The organism is Streptomyces sp. NPDC040410 (assembly GCF_055595715.1).
The window spans coordinates 90,941-106,874 of record NZ_JBVIVK010000018.1 but is presented as its reverse complement, the minus strand read 5'-3'; the positions used below and the strand labels follow the sequence as shown (position 1 = coordinate 106,874).

Here is a 15,934-nt window from a genome sequence, read left to right as displayed (position 1 = left end):
CCCGCCGTGCGCCCGGGGCGTCAGCCCATGTGCGGGTACGTGTAGTCGGTAGGCGCGACCAGCGTCTCCTTGATGGCGCGGGTCAGGGTCCAGCGCATCAGGTTCTGCGGAGCGCCGGCCTTGTCGTTGGTGCCGGAGGCACGGCCGCCGCCGAAGGGCTGCTGGCCGACGACGGCGCCGGTCGACTTGTCGTTGATGTAGAAGTTGCCGGCCGCGTAGCGGAGCCTGTCCATCGTGTACGCCGCCGCCGCGCGGTCGCCCGCGATCACCGAGCCGGTGAGGGCGTAGTCGGAGACCGACTCCATCTGGGTCAGCATCTCGTCGTAGCTCTCGTCCTCGTAGACGTGCACGGCGAGGATCGGGCCGAAATACTCGGTGGTGAAGACCTCGTTCTCCGGGTCGCCGCACTCGATGACGGTCGGGCGGACGAAGTAGCCGACGGAGTCGTCGCAGGAGCCGCCCGCGACGACCGCGCAGGACGGGTCCGACTTCGCGCGCTCGATGGCCGCCTTGTTCTTGGCGAACGCGCGCTCGTCGATGACCGCGCCGATGAAGTTCGACAGGTCGGTGACGTCACCCATCGTGAGGTGGTCGACCTCGGCCGCGAACTCCTCCTTGAAGCCGGAGTTCCAGAGGGACGCCGGGATGTACGCCCGGGAGGTGGCGGAGCACTTCTGGCCCTGGTACTCGAAGGCACCGCGGGTCAGGGCTGTCTTCAGCACCGCGCGGTCGGCGCTCGGGTGGGCGACGACGAAGTCCTTGCCGCCGGTCTCGCCGACCAGGCGCGGGTAGGAGCGGTACTTCTCGATGTTGGCGCCGACCGTCTTCCACAGGTACTGGAACGTCTTGGTCGAACCGGTGAAGTGGATGCCGGCGAGGTCGCGGTGGACCAGGGCGACCTCGGAGACCTCGATGCCGTCGCCGGTGACGAGGTTGATGACGCCCTTGGGCAGACCGGCCTCCTCCAGGAGCTGCATCAGCAGCACGGCGGCGTGGGTCTGGGTCGGGGACGGCTTCCAGACGACGACGTTGCCCATCAGCGCGGGCGCGGTGGGCAGGTTGCCCGCGATCGCCGTGAAGTTGAAGGGCGTGATCGCGTAGACGAAGCCCTCCAGCGGGCGGTGGTCGAGGCGGTTCCAGACGCCCGGGGAGTTGGCCGGGGGCTGCTCGGCGAGCAGGTCGCGGGCGTACTTGACGTTGAAGCGCCAGAAGTCGACCAGCTCGCAGGGGGTGTCGATCTCGGCCTGCTGGGCGGTCTTGGACTGACCGAGCATGGTGGAGGCCGCCAGGGTCTCGCGCCAGGGGCCGGCCAGCAGTTCGGCGGCGCGCAGGATGATCGCGGCGCGGTCGTCGAAGGACATCGCGCGCCAGGCGGGCGCGGCGGCGAGGGCCGCGTCGATGGCGTCCTGGGCGTCCTGCCGGGTGGCGTTGCGGTACGTGCCGAGCACGGCCTTGTGGTTGTGCGGCTGCACGACCGGGAACTCCTCGCCGCCGCCCAGCCGCTTCTCGCCGCCGATCGTCATCGGGAGGTCGATCGGGTTCTCGGCGAGCTCCTTGAGCCTGGCCTCCAGACGGGCGCGCTCCGGTGAGCCGGGGGCGTAGCCGTGCACCGGCTCGTTGACGGGGGTGGGGACCTGGGTCACAGCGTCCATGGGTTCCGTTGCTCCTTAACTGAGCGGTCGTTTCGGGCTCAGCCCTTGCTGACCATCGAGCGGACGAAGAACTGCAGGTTGGCGGGCTTCTCCGCGAGGCGGCGCATGAAGTAGCCGTACCAGTCGGTGCCGTAGGCGGTGTACACGCGCATGCGGTGGCCTTCGGCGGCCAGTCGCAGGTGCTCGTCGCTGCGGATGCCGTACAGCATCTGGAACTCGTACTCGTCGAGCTTGCGCCCGGCACGCCGGGCGAGCTCTTGGGCGATGGAGATGAGGCGCGGGTCGTGGGACCCGATCATCGGGTACCCCCCGCCCCCCATCAGGACCTTGAGGATGCGGACGTACGCCTTGTCGATCTCGTGCCTCTGCTGGTACGCGACCTCGGCGGGCTCCTTGTACGCGCCCTTCACCAGGCGTACACGGCTGCCGCTCCCGGCGAGGCGGCGGGCGTCGGCGTCGGTGCGGAACAGGTAGGCCTGGATCACGCAGCCGGTCTGCGGGAAGTCCTTCCGCAGTTCCTCGTGGATGGCGAACATCGAGTCGAGGGTGGTGTGGTCCTCGGCGTCGAGTGTGACCGTCGTGCCGATGGCGGCGGCGGCCTCGACGACCGGGCGGACGTTGCCGAGCGCGAGCTCGTGGCCGCCCTGCAGCGCCTGCCCGAACATGGACAGCTTGACCGACATCTCGGCCCTGGTGCCCAGCTCCAGCTCCTTGAGCCGGTCGATGAGCTTCAGGTACGCGTCGCGGGCGGCGGCCGCCTGCCCGGGGCGGGTGATGTCCTCGCCGACGACGTCCATCGTCAGCTCGAGCCCCCGGCCGGTCAGGTCCCGGATGACCGGGACGATGTCGTCGACGGTCTCGCCGGGGATGAACCGGTCGACCACCTGCTTGGTCACCGGGGCCGCCGAGATCAGGCGTCGCATCCGGTCGCTGCGCGACGCGGCGAGTATCACGGGACCCAGCACGGGGCACCTCCACAACAGGAGCGATGAAGGCCGAAACCCCCGGCGAGCGATGCTTCGGGTACGGCACGGAGAACCACCGTGAAACCTAAGGATCCCTCCGATCGTCGGCCATCGACAGCTGTCACGCATCCGTGCCGCAGATCTCAGACAGATGTATGAAGGGTTCCGGGAAATGCGGCAGAATGCCCGCGTGACGTCCGAATTCAAGGGTGACTACCAGGAGCTGGTCGACGAGATCTCCGAGCTGCTCGGCGCCCCCGCCACACTGGAGAACCGGGACTTCGAGCTGATCGCCTTCGGCGCGTACGACAGCGCGGACGACCTGGACGCGGCGGCCCTGGACCCCGTCCGCACCCGCTCGATCCTGACCCGCCGGTCCACGGCGGCCGTCCGGACCTGGTTCGAGGGCTTCGGCATCACACGGGCGACGGGCCCCGTCCGCATCCCTCCCACCCCGGAGGCGGGGGTCTACCGCGGCCGCGTCTGCCTGCCCGCACGCCATCGGGGCGTCGCCCTCGGATACGTCTGGCTGCTGGACGACGACCCGGGCCCCACCGCGCAGCAGCTGACTGCGGCGATGGAGGTGACGGCCCGCATCGGCGCGCTGCTCGCGGACGAGGCCCAGCACGGCGCGGACCTCACCCGTGAGCTGCGGGCGGTCCTCACCGCCGAGCACGACTGGCGGCACGACATGGCGGTCGCCGAGCTCCGCGCCGGCCTCGGCCCCCGCGCCGACGGCGTCCACACAGTGGTCTGCGTGGCTCCCTGGCCCTCGGCCGGCCCCGAGGACGCCCCTTCGGTCCGCACGGTGCCGGGAGCCGCGGCCCTGTGCACGGTCCCGTCGGGGACGACGGCCCAGTCCCTTGCCCTGCTGGTACGACTGCGTTCGGCGGACACCCTGACCCCGGCGGTGTCGGCGGCGACGCGGCTCCTGGAGCGGGCGCACGACAGGACGGCGGCGGGGGTCGCGGACGTGGCCGCCGGCATCGCGGCCGCCCGCCCCGGTCTCGTGGAGCTGGGGACGGCCTGGCGGGAGGCATCGGCGGCGGCACGGGCCGCTCTGTCGGAACCCCGGCTCGGCCCGGTCGCCGAGTGGGCGGCCATCGGCCCGTTCCGCCTGCTCACCGCGCTGCCCCCGGAGATCGTCCACGATGCCGCGGTGCGCCCTCTCCTCTCCCCCGCCCACCGTGAGCTGGCGCATACCGCCGAGGTCTACCTCGACTGCGCGGGCCAGGCCGGCCGCACAGCGGCCGAACTCGGCATCCACCGCCAGACCCTCTACTACCGCCTCTCCCGCGTCGAGCAGCTGACGGGCCTGGACCTGGACGACGGCGAGGACCGGCTGCTGCTGCACATGACCTTGAAAGGTGCGCGACTGTAGGCACGCCCCTGCGTCTGCACGGCGACACGGACCTCGCCGCGCAGCGCGGCCGCCGGGTCACCGGACGGCCGGGTCAGGCGTTCCCGACTCCCGCGATGACGCGCCGCAGGCCTTCGGTGAGCTGCTCGGCACCGGTCGCCGCGCGAAGGCGATCGGCATGTGGTCCGGCGTGATGACGGCCGGCATCGCGCTCGGCTCGGTGATGAGCGGCGTGCTGGTCGAGTACTTCTGGTGGGGCTCCGTCTTCCTGGTCGACCTGCCCGCGATGGTTCTGCTGCTGGTTCTCCGCCCGGCCCTGCTCCCCGAGTCGAAGGACCTTCCTGGACCCGGCCCTTTCGACTGGGTGAGGGGCACAGGAAAACGCCGGACGAGCTGACGTACCAGCCCGTCCGGCGTTTGAGGACGAGGCCCGTTCAGGGCCGACCGCGGGGGCCCGGGGGGCGGCAGCCCCCAGGGCGGTCACCTCAGACCAGGTTCACCGAACGCGCGGAGGTCGCGCCGATCTCCTCGGCCACCTCGGCCAGAACGGTGGGACCAACCGTGTCGTCGACGGTCAGCACAGCCAACGCCTCGCCGCCCGCCGCCGCGCGAGCGACCTGCATGCCGGCGATGTTGATGCCCGCCTCGCCGAAGATGCGGCCCACCGTGCCGACGACGCCCGGACGGTCCTCGTACTTGAGGACGACCATGTGGTCGGCCAGCGCGAGGTCGACGTCGTAGTCGCCGACGGCGACGATCTTCTGCAGGTGCTTCGGGCCGGCCAGCGTGCCGGAGACCGCCACCTCCTCGCCGCTGCCGAGGGTGCCGCGCACGGTGACGACGTTGCGGTGGTCGGCGGACTCCGAGCTGGTGGTCAGCCGCACCTCTACGCCGCGCTCCTGCGCGAAGAGCGGGGCGTTGACGTACGAGACGGTCTCGTCGACGACGTCCTCGAAGACACCCTTGAGGGCGCTGAGCTCCAGCACCTTCACATCGTGCTGGGTGATCTCGCCGTACACCTCGACGTCGAGGCGGACCGCGACCTCGCCCGCGAGGGCGGTGAAGATGCGGCCGAGGCGCTCGGCGAGCGGCAGGCCCGGCTTGACGTCCTCGGCGATGACACCGCCCTGGACGTTCACCGCGTCCGGGACCAGCTCACCGGCGAGGGCGAGGCGCACCGACCTGGCGACGGCGATGCCCGCCTTCTCCTGCGCCTCGTCCGTGGAGGCGCCGAGGTGCGGGGTGCACACGACCTGGTCCAGCTCGAAGAGCGGCGAGTCGGTGCAGGGCTCCTTGGCGTACACGTCGAGGCCGGCGCCCGCGACGCGGCCCTCCTTGAGCGCCGAGTACAGCGCCTCCTCGTCGACGATCCCGCCACGCGCGGCGTTGACGACGCGCACCGACGGCTTGACCTTGTGCAGCGCCTCGTGGCCGATGAGCCCGAGGGTCTCGGGGGTCTTCGGCAGGTGCACGGTGATGAAGTCGGAGACCTCGAGCAGCTCGTCCAGCGACAGGACCTTCACGCCCATCTGCGCGGCCCGGGCAGGCTGGACGTAGGGGTCGTACGCGACGACCTTCATACCGAAGGCCGACATGCGCTGGGCGACGAGCGCGCCGATGCGGCCGAGGCCGACGACACCGAGGGTCTTCTCCGCCAGCTCGACCCCCGTGTACTTGCTGCGCTTCCACTCGCCGTTCTTCAGCGCCGTGTTGGCCTGCGGGATGTGGCGCGCGGTGGCGAGCAGGAGCCCGCAGGCCAGCTCGGCGGCGGTCACGATGTTGGAGGTGGGGGCGTTGACGACCATCACGCCGGCCTTGGTGGCGGCGGAGACGTCGACGTTGTCCAGGCCGACGCCGGCTCGTGCGACGACCTTGAGCTTGTTCGCGGCGGCGATCGCCTCGGCGTCCACCTTGGTGGCGGAGCGGATCAGGATCGCGTCCACTTCGGCGATGGCGGGCAGCAGCTCGGCCCGGTCGGCGCCGTTGCACTGCCGGATCTCGAAGTCCGGGCCAAGCGCGTCGACGGTCGCGGGCGACAGCTCTTCAGCGATGAGTACGACAGGTTTCGAGCTCACGTGAGTCCTCACATGTCCAATGCGGACGGCCGTCCCGACGGCCGCATGCGGTGGAGGGGAGCGGCATCGGGGAAGTGCGGTTGCGGTCGTGCGTCGTTCGGTGCGTGCTCTCGGTTGTGCCGGACGGAGGTCCTCGTAGCGGAGCTACTCGGGCCTTCGGCCGGTGCGGCGAGAGCGCGTGCCGGGGGGCGTGAAGACGTGCCTGCACTTCCTCGGTGTCGCTTAGCCGCGTGGAAGACGCACGACGCTGTGGGCCTGACGCGTTTGTTGTGCAGCAGTGTAGTGGCGCGACGTGAATCGTCTTACGCCTCTACGGAAGGATCACCCGGACGAGGTTGGACGCGGCGGCCAACAACGGTCAGCCCCTTCGGCGATCGAGGAGCGGGGTCCGGGAGCAGAGCCCCGCGGCGGCACCCCGAGGTGCCGCCGCGGTCAGGACTCAGGCCTCTTCGTCGTTGACCCAGCTCATGAGCTTGCGCAGCTCCTTGCCGGTGGTCTCCAGCAGGTGCTCGGAGTCCGCGGTCTTGTACTCGTTGTACTTCTTCAGACCGCCGTGGTACTCCTCCATCCAGTTCCGGGCGAAGGTACCGTCCTGGATCTCGGCGAGGACCTGCTTCATCTCGGCCTTGGTGGCGTCGGTGATGATGCGCGGGCCGGTGACGTAGTCGCCCCACTCCGCGGTCTCGGAGACGGACCAGCGCATCTTCTCCAGGCCGCCCTCGTACATGAGGTCGACGATCAGCTTCAGCTCGTGCAGGCACTCGAAGTACGCGATCTCCGGCTGGTAGCCGGCCTCGGTCAGCGTCTCGAAGCCCGCCTTGACCAGGGCCGCGGTGCCACCGCACAGCACGGCCTGCTCGCCGAACAGGTCGGTCTCGGTCTCCTCGGTGAAGGTCGTCTTGATGACGCCGGCGCGGGTGCCGCCGATTCCCTTCGCGTAGGACAGGGCCAGTGCGAAGGCGCCTCCCGAGGCGTCCTGCTCGACAGCGGCGATGCAGGGAACGCCGCGGCCCTCCTCGTACTGGCGGCGCACCAGGTGGCCCGGGCCCTTCGGGGCGACCATGGCGACGTCGACACCGGCCGGCGGCTTGATGAAGCCGAAGCGGATGTTGAGGCCGTGGCCGAAGAACAGGGCGTCGCCGTCCTTCAGGTTCGGGGCGATGGACTCCTCGTAGACCTGGGCCTGGATCGGGTCCGGGACCAGGATCATGATGACGTCGGCCTCGGCGGCGGCCTCGGCCGGGGTCACCACGCGCAGGCCCTGCTCCTCGGCCTTGGCCTTGGACTTGGAGCCCTCGTGCAGACCCACGCGGACGTCGACACCCGAGTCGCGCAGCGACAGGGCGTGGGCGTGGCCCTGGCTGCCGTAACCGATGACCGCGACCTTGCGGCCCTGGATGATGGACAGGTCGGCGTCGGCGTCGTAGAACAGCTCGGCCACTTTGGGTTCTCTCCTTGAGTGCAGGTGTTGCGTCCCACCGTATGACGGCGGGCGGAAGGGACGTCTCGTGGTCTCGGAATGCGGGCGGCCGGAGCGGGCCGGCCGCCCGGTTTCATCCTTACGCCGATCGGTCGAGCGCGCGCAGCGACCGGTCCGTGATCGAACGGGCACCGCGTCCGATCGCGATCGTGCCGGACTGGACGAGCTCCTTGATGCCGAACGGCTCCAGCATCTTGCGCATGGCCTCCAGCTTGTCGCTGGAGCCGGTGGCCTCGATGGTCACGGCCTCCGGGGAGACGTCGACGGTCTTGGCCCGGAACAGCTGGACGATCTCGATGATCTGCGAGCGCGTCTCGTTGTCCGCACGCACCTTCACCAGAACGAGTTCCCGCTGAACGGCCGAACCCGGCTCCAGCTCGACGATCTTCAGCACGTTGACGAGCTTGTTGAGCTGCTTCGTCACCTGCTCCAGCGGCAGGTCGTCGACGCTCACCACGATGGTGATGCGGGAGATGTCGGTGTGCTCGGTGACACCGACGGCGAGCGAGTCGATGTTGAAGCCGCGGCGGGAGAAGAGGGCGGCGATCCGGGCCAGGATGCCCGGGGTGTTCTCCACCAGGACGGAGAGCGTGTGCTTGGACATTTCTCTTTCGTCTCTCTCGCTCAGTCGTCTTCGTTGTCGCCGAAGTCGGGGCGGACGTCCCGGGCGGCCATGATCTCGTCGTTGGAGGTGCCGGCGGCGACCATCGGCCACACCATCGCGTCCTCGTGGACCACGAAGTCGACGACGACGGGGCGGTCGTTGATGGAGTTCGCCTCTTCGATGACCTTGTCGAGGTCCGCCGGGTCCTCGCAGCGGATGGCGTAGCAGCCCATGGCCTCCGACAGCTTCACGAAGTCGGGGACGCGGGTGCCCCGGGCCTCCGGGTTGACGTCGTGGGGGCCGGAGTGCAGCACGGTGTTGGAGTACCGCTGGTTGTAGAAGAGGGTCTGCCACTGGCGGACCATCCCGAGGGCACCGTTGTTGATGACGGCGACCTTGATCGGGATGTTGTTCAGGGCGCAGGTGGTGAGCTCCTGGTTGGTCATCTGGAAGCAGCCGTCGCCGTCGACCGCCCAGACGGTCTTGTCCGGGGCCCCGGCCTTGGCGCCCATCGCGGCCGGGACCGCGTAGCCCATCGTTCCGGCGCCGCCCGAGTTCAGCCAGGTCGCGGGCTTCTCGTACTCGATGTAGTGCGCGGCCCACATCTGGTGCTGGCCGACACCGGCGGCGAAGATCGTGCCCTCGGGAGCGAGCCGGCCGATGCGCTGGATGACCTGCTGCGGCGACAGCGAGCCGTTCTCGGGCTGCTCGTAGCCCAGCGGATACGTCTCGCGCCAGCGGTTGAGGTCCTTCCACCACGCGCTGTAGTCGCCCTGGTGGCCCTCGCTGTGCTCCTTCTGCACCGCCTGGACCAGGTCGGCGATGACCTCGCGGGCGTCACCGACGATCGGCACGTCGGCGGCGCGGTTCTTGCCGATCTCCGCCGGGTCGATGTCGGCGTGGACGATCTTGGCGTACGGGGCGAAGCTGTCCAGCCTGCCGGTGACACGGTCGTCGAAGCGGGCTCCGAGGGCGACGATCAGGTCGGCCTTCTGCAGCGCGGTGACGGCGGTGACCGCACCGTGCATGCCCGGCATTCCCACGTGCAGCGGGTGGCTGTCGGGGAACGCGCCGAGCGCCATCAGGGTGGTGGTGACGGGCGCTCCGGTGAGTTCGGCGAGGACCTTCAGCTCGGCGGTGGCCTTGGCCTTGAGCACGCCGCCGCCGACGTAGAGGACGGGCCGCTTGGCGGACGTGATCAGCTTGGCGGCCTCGCGGATCTGCTTGGCGTGCGGCTTGGTCACCGGGCGGTAGCCGGGCAGGTCCATGGTGGGCGGCCAGGAGAAGGTCGTCCGCGCCTGGAGGGCGTCCTTGGCGATGTCGACCAGGACCGGGCCCGGGCGGCCGGTGGAGGCGATGTGGAACGCCTGCGCGATCACCCGCGGGATGTCCTCGGCCTCGGTGACAAGGAAGTTGTGCTTGGTGATCGGCATCGTGATGCCGACGATGTCCGCCTCCTGGAAGGCGTCCGTGCCGATCGCCTTCGACGCCACCTGGCCGGTGATCGCGACCAGCGGCACGGAGTCCATGTGCGCGTCGGCGATCGGGGTGACCAGGTTGGTGGCGCCCGGTCCCGAAGTCGCCATGCAGACGCCGACCTTGCCGGTGGCCTGCGCGTAACCGGTGGCCGCGTGGCCGGCGCCCTGCTCGTGCCGGACCAGGATGTGACGCACCTTGGTGGAGTCCATCAGCGGGTCGTACGCCGGAAGGATCGCACCGCCGGGAATGCCGAATACCGTGTCGGCGCCGACCTCCTCGAGAGAGCGGATGAGGGACTGCGCACCCGTGACGTGCTCGGGCGCGGACTGCTGTCCTCCGGATCGGGGCCGCGGCTGCGGATGATGGGCCCCGGTGGCCTGCTCGGTCATCGGCATTCTCTTCTCGATGCTGAGGGTTTTTGCGAAGTTTGTGCGGTGTACGGCTGTTGTACGGCAGGTGCCTGTGCAACAAAAAACCCCTCGTGCCATGAGGCAAGCGAGGGGAGCGCGCCGGGAGTGGTCGCTGGGAGTTCCGGGTTTGTCCGGACGTCACCAGCTTCAGCCGACGCGCTTTCCAAGTACGAGAATTCGGGTGCGCATGGCACTGACCCTCCCCCCGGCACGCACCACGTGTCAAGTGGGTGGGACGGGAGTCTCATTATGTGAGCGCAGGGCACTTCCGCCTCCCAGAACGGCGGGTACACCACTGGTGTACACCCCCGAACCCCCTCCTGCGAAGGCCGGCTCGGCCGGTCCGTGCGGCACCGGACAATGGCCGGAACTCAGTGCCCGGCGCAGCCGGTACTCGTCCAGCGGCCCCGAGAACGCCATGCCCTGACCGTGTGTGCAGCCCATCGCGCGCAGCGCCACGACCTGCTCCGGCAGGTCGACGCCGTCGGCCACCGAGTGCAGTCCGAGATCGGTCGCGATCCGCAGCAGCCCACTGGTGATCTTGTGCAGCCGCGCCGACTCGACGACCCCCTCGACCAGGCTGCGGTCGATTCTCAGCACGTCGACGGGGAGCCTGCGCAGTGCCGTGATGGCCGCGTATCCGCTGCCGAAGCCGTCCAGGGCGATCCGGACGCCGAGCCTGCGCAGGGCGCCCAGGCGGCGTTCCAATTCGTCCAGGGAGACCCGTGGATCGGCGTCGGACAGCTCGATCACCAGGGAGCCGGAGGGCAGACCGTGCCGTGTCAGCAGGGCCTCTACGGAGCCGAGCGGCATCGAGCGGTCCAGCAGCCGACGGGCGCCCATCCGCACGGCCACGGGCACGGCAAGGCCGGTCCCGGCGCGCTCGGCGGCCTGTTCGACGGCTTCCTCCAGCATCCAGCGGTCCAGCTCTGCGGTCTTGTCGCTGTCCTCGGCGACCCGCAGGAACTCGGCGGGCGTGAACAGCACCCCCTGTGAGGACCGCCAGCGTGCCTGGGCCGCGACCGACGTGATCCGGCCGTCTTCCAGACACACCACCGGCTGGTGCAGCAGCGCGAACTCGCCGTCGTGCAGCGCGGCACGCAGACGCGTGGCCAGCTCCGCCTTCCGTACGACGTCCTGCTGCATCTGCGGGGCGTACAGCTCGACCCGGCCCTTGCCGCCCGCCTTGGCCCGGTACATGGCGAGGTCGGCGTTGCGCAGCAGCTCTCCCGCGCCGAGGCCCGGTTCCGCGAAGGCGACGCCGATGGAGGCGGCGACCCGGACATCGTTGCCGTCGATGAGGTACGGCTGCGACAGCGTGATCCTGAGACGGTCGGCGAGCTCCAGGATGTGACCTTCGCGGGCGCTTCGCTCGCGGGTGCCGTCCCCGACGACCAGGGCCGCGAACTCGTCGCCGCCGAGCCGGGAGGCGGTGTCCGACTGCCGCACCGCGCCCTGGAGTCTGCGGGCGGCCTGGACGAGCAGCTCGTCCCCGGCCTGGTGCCCGATCGTGTCGTTGACGGCCTTGAAGCCGTCGAGGTCGATGAAGAGGACTGCCGTGTTTCTCAGTGCGGCGCCGCGGTCGGAGGACCGGCGGCCGGACAGGGCCTGCTGGACGCGCTTGGTGAACAGGGCGCGGTTCGGCAGGTCCGTGAGCGGGTCGTGCTCGGCGTTGTGCTGGAGCTGCGCCTGGAGCCGCACCCTTTCGGTCACGTCCCGGCTGTTGAAGATGAGGCCGCCGTGGTGACGGTTGATGGTCGATTCGACGTTGAGCCAGCCGCCTTCGCCGGAGCGGAAACGGCACTCGATGCGCGTAGTGGGTTCCTCGAGAGGGCTGGCGGCGAGGAAGCGGCGCACCTCGTGCACCACGCAGCCCAGGTCCTCCGGGTGGATCAGGCCGGCCAGTTCCGTGCCGACGAGCTCCTCCGCGGAGCGGCCGTACACGCCGACGGCGGCCGGGGAGACGTAGCGGAGGATGCCGTTCGGCGCGGCGATCATGATGACGTCGCTGGAGCCCTGCACCAGGGAGCGGAAGTGGTTCTCCTTCTGCGCGAGTTCCTGGGTGAGGGTGATGTTGTCGAGCAGCATGATGCCCTGGCGCACCACGAGGGCGAGCACGACGGTGGTGCCGGTGAGGAGCACCACCCGGTCCACGCTGCGACCGCTGAGCACGTTGTACAGGATGCCCAGTGTGCAGACCGCGGCGGCCAGATACGGGGTGAGGGCGGCCAGCGAGCCGGCGATGGGCTGGGTGGCCGGATACCGGCTGTGATCACCTCCCTGCGGGAGCGCTAGGTGGTGCGGGCCGCTACGCTGCCCGGGCAGGTGTTCGTGCACCACGCGTGTGTGCCCGTCGTCGGCTGCCCCGCCGTGCTGGGGCGTGGCCCACGGGGCGTACGCGAGCAGGAGCGAACCGGCGAACCAGCCGGCGTCGAGCAGCTGGCCGGAGCTGTAGTTGTTGTGCAGCAGGGGTGAGGTGAAAAGGGCGTCGCACATCACGGTGAGGGCGAGCGCGCCGATCGCGGTGTTGACCGCCGTACGGTTGCCCGCCGAGCGCCGGAAGTGCAGCGCGAGGACCATGCTGACCAGGGCGATGTCCAGCAGCGGGTACGCCAGCGACAGCGCGGTGTGCGCCACGCTCGATCCCTCGGACTTCGCCGCCTGCGCGAGCGCGAGGCTCCACGCGAGCGTGAGCAGCGAGCCGCCGATCAGCCAGGCGTCCAGGGCGAGGCAGACCCAGCCCGCCTTCGTCACCGGCCGCTTGGCGAGCACGAGCAGGCCCACGATGGCGGGCGGCGCGAAGCACAGGAAGAACAGGTCGGCGTAGCTGGGGCTGGGCACGGGCTGTCCCAGGACGACCTCGTACCACCCCCAGACCATGTTGCCCAGGGCCGCCATCGCCGAGGAGAGGGCGAACAGCAGCCAGGCGGGTCGAAAGCGGATACGTCGGTTCCGGGCGTAGGCGCAGCAGGACACTGCGGCGGTGCCGGCCGCGGCGCTCAGCCCGAAGTCGCCCATGATCAGCGCGAGTTCACCGGAGCCCCAGCCGAGCGCGGAGCCGACGGCGTACGCCGCGCACACCAGGACCAGGACGAGTTGACGGACCAGGCCCGAACCGCCGCCACAGCCAGGCGGGCGGGGCAGCAGCGTCCTCGACGCGGGCCGCACCCGCAGCGCTCCGTCGAGGGTGGTCGTGGGGGGCGGGGGCGAGCTCACCGGACCCTCCCGGCCCGCGTGGCTCCCGGGTCCCGGCGGTCCCGGTGTGCCGGGTGCGCATGCCTCCTGCGGCTGCTGTGCCGCCGGTGATGATGACTGTGCCGGCTGCTGTGACCGTCCTGCCGGCCGCCATGGGTGCCGTGGTGGCCGAGTCTGCGCGTGGTCGTGCGCCAGGGTCGCCACCGACGGCCCCGCCGCGTCGGATCGCTCGTCCATAGGCCGTGCATCGTCCGTCGCCCCCCCTCACAGTCTGAAATGTCCGTCCCCGGCGCCGAACGGTACGCGGCGCTGCCCCTGTCCGGACGATACACCAGTCTCGTCACTCAGGGACATAGTTCCTCTACGCTCCGTGACGACCAGCGGGGATGCGGGCACGGACCGCGTCCGGAAGACTGCGGAGGGTACCGGAAACGGATTATGCGCCTTCTGGGTCCGCCGGCCGAGCGCTCGTGGCGCCCGTCGTAAGGACCACGTTGCGCAGGGGCTCCCGGTTCACGAATCGGGTCAGCTGTTCCACCAGGAGCCGCTTGGCCCGCGGCAGGAAAGCGGAAGTCGGCCCCCCGACGTGCGGGCTGATGAGCACGCCCGGCGCCTGCCACAGGGGGTGCTCCGGGGGCAGCGGTTCGGGGTCCGTGACGTCGAGGGCGGCGGTGATGCGGCCGGTCTCCAGTTCGGCGAGCAGTGCCCTGGTGTCGACGACCGGGCCGCGGGCCACGTTGACCAGGAGCGCGCCGTCCTTCATCCGGGCCAGGAAGTCGGCGTCGACCAGGTGGCGGGTGGTCTCGCTCAGCGGTGTGGACAGGATGACGACGTCCGCCTCCGGGAGCAGGGCGGGCAGTTCGGTGAGCGGGTGCACCGGGCCGCGCACCGTGGTGCGCCTGGAGCGCGCGACGCGCGCCACCCGCGCGACCTCGAAGGGAGTGAGCCGGTCCTCGATGGCCGAGCCGATCGACCCGTACCCCACGATGAGCACGTTCCTGTCTGCCAGCGCGGGCCGGAACCCGCCGAGCCACTCCCCCCGGTCCTGTGCCCGGACGAAGTCGGGAACGCCGCGCAGCGAGGCGAGGACCAGAGTGAGGGTGAGTTCGGCGGTGCTCGCCTCGTGCACGCCGCGCGCGTTGCACAACTGCACGCCCGCACGCAGGTACTTGAGGCCCGGCTCCACATGGTCGATGCCGGCCGACAGCGTCTGTACGACCTGCAGGGAGCGCATCGCGGGCAGGGGCCGCTGTGAGACCTCGGCGGGCTTCATGTAGGGCACCACGTAGAACGCGCAGCCGGCCGGGTCCGCCGGGAAGTCCTGCGCTCCGTCCCAGAAGCGGTAGCCCAGCCCCTCGGGAAGGCCTTCGATCTCGTCCGGCGCGATCGGGAGCCACACGTCAGCAGTCATGGCCATGAGGCTATGTCAGGCACACGTCGGCGCAGAGGTTAGGTTGGGGGCCAGGAGAGGGAGGGTCACGGGCAGGTGGAGCGCAGGACGATCGGCGCGGCGGCGCTCGCGGTGGGAGCCGTCGGACTCGGGTGCATGCCGATGAGCTGGGCGTACAGCGGTTCGCGGCAGCGGGGCGAGGAATCGCTCAGGGCCGTGCACAGGGCGCTGGACGCGGGCTCGACGCTCCTCGACACGGCCGACATGTACGGCCCGTTCACCAACGAGCTGCTCGTGGGGCGGGTGTTGAAGGAGCGGCGCGCGGACGCCTTCGTGTCGACCAAGGTCGGCCTGCTGGTGGGTGAGCAGCACGTCGTGGCCAACGGCCGCCCCGCTTATGTGAAGCGGGCGTGCGACGCCTCGCTGCGGCGCCTGCAGACGGACGTGATCGATCTCTATCAGTTACACCGGGCGGACCCGGAGGTTCCGGTCGAGGAGACCTGGGGCGCGATGGCCGAGCTCGTCCAGGCCGGAAAAGTCCGGGCGTTGGGACTGTGCGCGGTGGGTGCGCGGGGCGGCCGCCGCTCAGGAACGCGGCTGCACGACGCGACGATCCGGCAGTTGCAGCGGGTGCAGCAGGTCTTCCCGGTGAGCGTGGTGCAGGCGGAGCTGTCGGTGTGGTCACCGGAGGCGCTGGAGGGGCTGCTGCCCTGGTGCGAGGCCCGCGGTGTGGGTTTCCTGGCGGCGATGCCGCTCGGCAACGGCTTCCTGACCGGCACGCTGACGCCCGGCGAGGGCTTCGAGCCGGACGACGTGCGTGCCCGCCACCCCCGTTTCACCGCGGAGATGATGGCCGCGAACCAGCCGATCGTGGCCGGACTGCGCCGGGTGGCCCGCCGGCACGGCGAGACGGTCACACCCGCCCAGGTCGCCCTGGCGTGGGTCCTGGCGCAGGGCCGCCACGTGGTCCCGGTTCCGGGGGCCAAGCAGGAGCGGTGGGTGACGGACAACTCGGCCGCGCCCGCGCTGCGGCTGACGCCGGAGGATCTGACGGAGGTGGCGGAGCTGCCGGTGGCGCAGGGGTCGTGGGACTGAGTTCCCGGGCGGTCGGACGGCGGCATCCGCGGGCGGTCGGACGGCGGCATCCGCGGGCGGTCGGACGGCGGCATCCGCGGGCGGTCGGACGGCGGACCCGCGGACGGTCGGGGCGTCGAGATGCGGGCGGCGGGGGGCGCCGAGATCCGTGGGCGGCGGGGGGCGCCGAGATCCGTGGGCGGTCGGGGCGGGGGCCACGGCATCCGTGGGCGGCCACGGCGCCGAAATC

The 15,934-nt window shown here is 70.6% G+C and carries 10 protein-coding genes and 1 pseudogene; 3 read left to right on the top strand and 8 right to left on the bottom strand.

Annotation, left to right across the window (positions count from 1 at the left end; translation table 11 throughout):
* Positions 1–20: 20 nt before the first annotated feature.
* Positions 21–1,652, bottom strand: coding sequence for an L-glutamate gamma-semialdehyde dehydrogenase (pruA, locus tag ACZ562_RS29795; RefSeq protein ID WP_471185312.1), 1,632 nt, complete (start codon positions 1,650–1,652; stop codon positions 21–23).
* A gap of 38 nt (positions 1,653–1,690) precedes the next feature.
* Positions 1,691–2,617, bottom strand: coding sequence for a proline dehydrogenase family protein (locus ACZ562_RS29790; protein ID WP_471185310.1), 927 nt, complete (start codon positions 2,615–2,617; stop codon positions 1,691–1,693).
* Between the two features lie 172 nt (positions 2,618–2,789).
* Between ACZ562_RS29790 and ACZ562_RS29785 the strand changes: the two genes are divergently transcribed.
* Together ACZ562_RS29785 and ACZ562_RS29780 are read left to right on the top strand one after the other, a co-directional pair.
* Positions 2,790–3,998, top strand: coding sequence for a PucR family transcriptional regulator (locus ACZ562_RS29785; protein ID WP_471185307.1), 1,209 nt, complete (start codon positions 2,790–2,792; stop codon positions 3,996–3,998).
* A 130-nt stretch (positions 3,999–4,128) separates the two neighbouring features.
* A pseudogene (locus tag ACZ562_RS29780) lies at positions 4,129–4,341 on the top strand (MFS transporter); the annotation flags it as partial.
* A gap of 121 nt (positions 4,342–4,462) precedes the next feature.
* Here the strand turns inward: ACZ562_RS29780 and serA are convergent.
* The 6 genes from serA to ACZ562_RS29750 all read right to left on the bottom strand — a co-directional run bounded on the left by serA (position 4,463) and on the right by ACZ562_RS29750 (position 14,631).
* Positions 4,463–6,052 carry a phosphoglycerate dehydrogenase gene (gene serA, locus ACZ562_RS29775; RefSeq protein ID WP_471185305.1) on the bottom strand — a complete coding sequence of 530 codons (1,590 nt, stop codon included), beginning with the start codon at positions 6,050–6,052 and terminating at the stop codon, positions 4,463–4,465.
* Positions 6,053–6,491: 439 nt separating this feature from the next.
* Positions 6,492–7,493, bottom strand: a complete 1,002-nt coding sequence (gene ilvC, locus ACZ562_RS29770; RefSeq protein WP_471185302.1) for a ketol-acid reductoisomerase — start codon at positions 7,491–7,493, stop codon at positions 6,492–6,494.
* Between the two features lie 118 nt (positions 7,494–7,611).
* Positions 7,612–8,136: an acetolactate synthase small subunit gene (gene ilvN / locus ACZ562_RS29765; RefSeq protein WP_471185300.1), complete on the bottom strand. Its 525-nt coding sequence runs from the start codon at positions 8,134–8,136 to the stop codon at positions 7,612–7,614.
* Positions 8,137–8,156: 20 nt separating this feature from the next.
* On the bottom strand, positions 8,157–10,010 hold the full coding sequence (locus ACZ562_RS29760; RefSeq protein WP_471185297.1) for an acetolactate synthase large subunit: 1,854 nt from the start codon (positions 10,008–10,010) through the stop codon (positions 8,157–8,159).
* 237 nt (positions 10,011–10,247) lie between these two features.
* A complete protein-coding gene (locus ACZ562_RS29755) occupies positions 10,248–13,241 on the bottom strand; it encodes a putative bifunctional diguanylate cyclase/phosphodiesterase (RefSeq protein ID WP_471185295.1) in 2,994 nt (997 codons plus the stop codon).
* Between the two features lie 415 nt (positions 13,242–13,656).
* Entirely contained in the window at positions 13,657–14,631 is a 975-nt protein-coding gene (locus ACZ562_RS29750; protein ID WP_471185292.1) for a 2-hydroxyacid dehydrogenase, read from the bottom strand.
* A gap of 75 nt (positions 14,632–14,706) precedes the next feature.
* Here ACZ562_RS29750 and ACZ562_RS29745 point away from each other — a divergent pair, with 75 nt between their 5' ends.
* Positions 14,707–15,705 (top strand): aldo/keto reductase, encoded by a 999-nt coding sequence (locus tag ACZ562_RS29745; RefSeq protein WP_471185290.1) that lies wholly within the window; start codon positions 14,707–14,709, stop codon positions 15,703–15,705.
* The last annotated feature ends 229 nt before the right edge of the window (positions 15,706–15,934 follow it).

What these genes read in the sequence shown, in the direction of transcription:
- pruA (WP_471185312.1), bottom strand. Translation starts at nt 1,652, where the DNA reads ATGGACGCTGTGACCCAGGTCCCCACCCCCGTCAACGAGCCGGTGCAC.
- ACZ562_RS29785 (WP_471185307.1), top strand. Translation starts at nt 2,790, where the DNA reads ATGCGGCAGAATGCCCGCGTGACGTCCGAATTCAAGGGTGACTACCAG.
- ilvN (WP_471185300.1), bottom strand. Translation starts at nt 8,136, where the DNA reads ATGTCCAAGCACACGCTCTCCGTCCTGGTGGAGAACACCCCGGGCATC.
- ACZ562_RS29760 (WP_471185297.1), bottom strand. Translation starts at nt 10,010, where the DNA reads ATGCCGATGACCGAGCAGGCCACCGGGGCCCATCATCCGCAGCCGCGG.
- ACZ562_RS29750 (WP_471185292.1), bottom strand. Translation starts at nt 14,631, where the DNA reads ATGACTGCTGACGTGTGGCTCCCGATCGCGCCGGACGAGATCGAAGGC.